At 74.0% G+C, this 2856-nt stretch carries 2 protein-coding genes and 1 pseudogene; 1 reads left to right on the forward strand and 2 read right to left on the reverse strand.

The window, feature by feature from the left end; all coding sequences use genetic code 11:
• Window positions 1-56: 56 nt before the first annotated feature.
• A pseudogene (locus AB0K37_RS41515) lies at window positions 57-443 on the forward strand (ATP-binding cassette domain-containing protein); the annotation flags it as partial.
• A gap of 228 nt (window positions 444-671) precedes the next feature.
• Here AB0K37_RS41515 and AB0K37_RS41520 read toward each other — a convergent pair.
• Together AB0K37_RS41520 and AB0K37_RS41525 are read right to left on the reverse strand one after the other, a co-directional pair.
• Window positions 672-1277 carry a response regulator transcription factor gene (locus AB0K37_RS41520; protein WP_363991556.1) on the reverse strand — a complete coding sequence of 202 codons (606 nt, stop codon included), beginning with the start codon at window positions 1275-1277 and terminating at the stop codon, window positions 672-674.
• A 286-nt stretch (window positions 1278-1563) separates the two neighbouring features.
• Complete coding sequence (locus tag AB0K37_RS41525; protein WP_363991559.1) at window positions 1564-2517, reverse strand: ornithine cyclodeaminase family protein; 954 nt, start codon at window positions 2515-2517, stop codon at window positions 1564-1566.
• Window positions 2518-2856 lie beyond the last annotated feature (339 nt).

Below are 2856 nucleotides of genomic sequence, written 5' to 3' on the forward strand. Positions count from 1 at the left end.
GGTCGCCTAAGCTAGGCGGCCGTCACTTGGTGTCGGAGCTCTTGTGGGCGCCGCCGGTGGAGGGACCGCCCTTGAGGAAGTCCTCCAGGGGGCCGAGCGGCATCGGCAAGTCGACGCTGGCGGCGCTGATCGCGGGGCTGGCCGCGCCCGGCGCGGGCGAGGTGCTGGTGGACGGGCGCCCGGCGGGCGATCCGGCCCGCCGGGTGCTCGTCCCGCAGGAGGCGTACGTGTTCGGCGGCACCCTGCTCGACAACCTCGCCTACTACGCGCCGGACGCCGGTCCGGAGGAGGCGGGCCGGGCGGTGGACGCCCTCGGGCTGGCGCCGCTCGTCCGCGACCTCGGCGGGTACGGGGCGCGGCTGGAGCCCGGCGCGCTGACCGAGGCGCAGCGGCAGTGCGTGGCGCTGTGCCGGGCCTACCTCGCGCCGCAGGGCCTCGTCATCCTGGACGAGGCCGCGTACCGGCTCGACCCGGCCGCCGAGGCGCGGGTGGAGGAGGCGTTCGCGCGGCGGCCCGGCACGCTGGTCGTCATCGCGCACCGGATCAGCTCGGCGATGCGCGCCCGCCGCGTCCTGGTGCTGGACGGGACCCGCGCCCACCTCGGGCGGCACGCGGACCTGCCCGCGGTGTGCCCGCTGTACCGGGACCTGACCGGGCGCTGGGAGGACGGCTCACAGCCACCCGGCGTCCTCGGCGATCCGGATGGCCTGGACCCGGTTCTCCGCGCCGATCTTGCGGTTGATGCGGGAGAGGTGGTTGCGGACGGTGCCGATCGTCAGGACGAGGTCCTCGGCGATCTGCGCCGCGGACGCGCCCCGTGACGCCAGGGTGAGGACCTCGATCTCCCGCTCGGTGAGCGGGCTCTGAGCCGAGCCGAGTTCGGTGAAGGCCATGTCGGGGTCGATGACGCGCGCGCCCTCGGCCGCCCGCCTGATCGCGTCCACGAGCTCGCCCGGCGAGGTGTCCTTCAGCACGAGCCCGGACGCCCGCGCGGCCACCGCGCGCCGCAGGTCGCCGGTCCGGCAGCGGCCCGCCATCAGGACGGTGCGGCACTCCGGGACGGCCTCACGTAACGCCCGGGCGGCCGTGAAGCCGTCCAGGCCCGGGAGCCCGACGTCGATCAGCGCGACGTCGGGCCGGCGTCTGCGCGCCGTGCGGAGCACCTGATCGCCGGCGCCGACCGCCGCCACCACGTCGAGATCCTTCACCCGGTCGAGCAGCGCGACCAGCCCGCCGCGCAGGAGGGGCGCCCCCTCGGCGAGCATAATCCGAATCATTTTCGTCTCCAACACGGCCACCCGTCCGCGACCTGAGAAAGGACAAACACCGAACGCGCTTCGAGGCTAACTCGCGGAGGGGCCCGAGAAGGGGTGACGGGGATTCGGTCAGCGCGAAATCGAATTTTCAAGAGGTCACCTTCGACAGGCCTCGCGACTACTGAAGTCTTACCGGACGGAGCCAACACTATTCACGGAGTCAATGCAAAGACACCGGGAAAACCAGGAATCCAGCGATGGGTATTCCGCCAATTAGCGGTTGTACACCTGATGGGCCGGAACCGGTTCAGGCAAGGAAATCGAACACCGCTCCGGCGCCCGCCGCACGCGCCGCGGTATAGGCCGTCCAGCTCAGCGCGAGGTCCTGCCAGGGCAGCCCGACGGGCGCGTACACGGTGACCTCGCCGTCCTTCACCCGCCCGGGCACCTGGCCGCGCATCAGGTCGCGCAGCGTCCCGGCGGCGTGCTCGACGTCCAGGCCCGCGCCCGCCAGCACGCCCATCTCGACGGCCAGGGCGACGTCGTCGACGACGACACGGGCGCCCCCCAGCAGGTCGGCCCCCAGTTCCGCCTTGCCGGGCTGGTCCGCGCCGAGCGAGGTGAGGTGCGTCCCGGGCGCCACGTCGGCGGCGTGCAGCAGGGGGCGGCGCGCCCAGGTCGCCAGGACGACGATCCCGGCGTCCCGGGCGGCGGCGCGCGGGTCCGGCGCGACGGTCGCGGGCACGTCCAGCCGGGCGCCGTGCCGCGCGGCGAAGTCGGCGGCGCGGCCGGCGTCCAGGTCGAACACCGTGAGGCCCCGCACCTCCCGCAGCTCGCCCAGGCCCCGCATGACCAGTTCGGCCTGCGCGCCCGCCCCGATCACCGCGACCGAGCCCGCCGCGGGGCGCGCCAGCGCGTGGGTGCCGAGGGCGGCGGCCAGGCCGGTGCGCCAGGCGGTCACGGTCGCCGAGTCCAGCAGGGCCAGCAGCTCGCCGGTCCCGAGGTCGTGCAGGCAGACGACGCCGCGCAGCGCCGGGCGGCTGCCGGGGAACTTCGCGTTCACCTTCACCGTGTACGCGGGGATCCCCTCGACCACGCCCGGCATCAGCGCCGTCGCGGTGCCCTGTCCGGGCAGCTCGACGATCACCCGGCGGGCGGCGGCGCCGCCGTCCCCGGCCGTGAAACCGCGGCGCAGGGCGTCCAGGCAGGGGGCGGGGTCGAGCAGCGACTCAAGGATGGAACGGGCCAAGAGGAGCGTCACCGGACCATCCTCCCGTCCCCCCGCGCGGGCGTCACCCCCTGGAGCGGATCGTCATTGGACCTCTTGTCCTGGTCCGAAACCCGCCGAACGGGCAGTCCTCCCCGAGAATCGGCCACGGAACCCGCACCCATTGTGACAATCCGTAGATGGTCGGTTGGTCACTTTCTCGCCTTACATGGGCGTTCACGGATCTTCCAGCATGACCCGTGACCTCCGGCGCGCCATTCGGGCGCGCCCAATCCCCCCTGGAGGCAGAGTGAAGATCCGTCCCCCTCGCGTCCGCGGAGCCGCCACCGTGGCGGCGGCCGGGCTCGCGGCGACCGCCCTGGCCGCCGCCCC

Source organism: Actinomadura sp. NPDC049753 (assembly GCF_040674655.1).
Classification (GTDB): domain Bacteria; phylum Actinomycetota; class Actinomycetes; order Streptosporangiales; family Streptosporangiaceae; genus Spirillospora; species Spirillospora verrucosospora.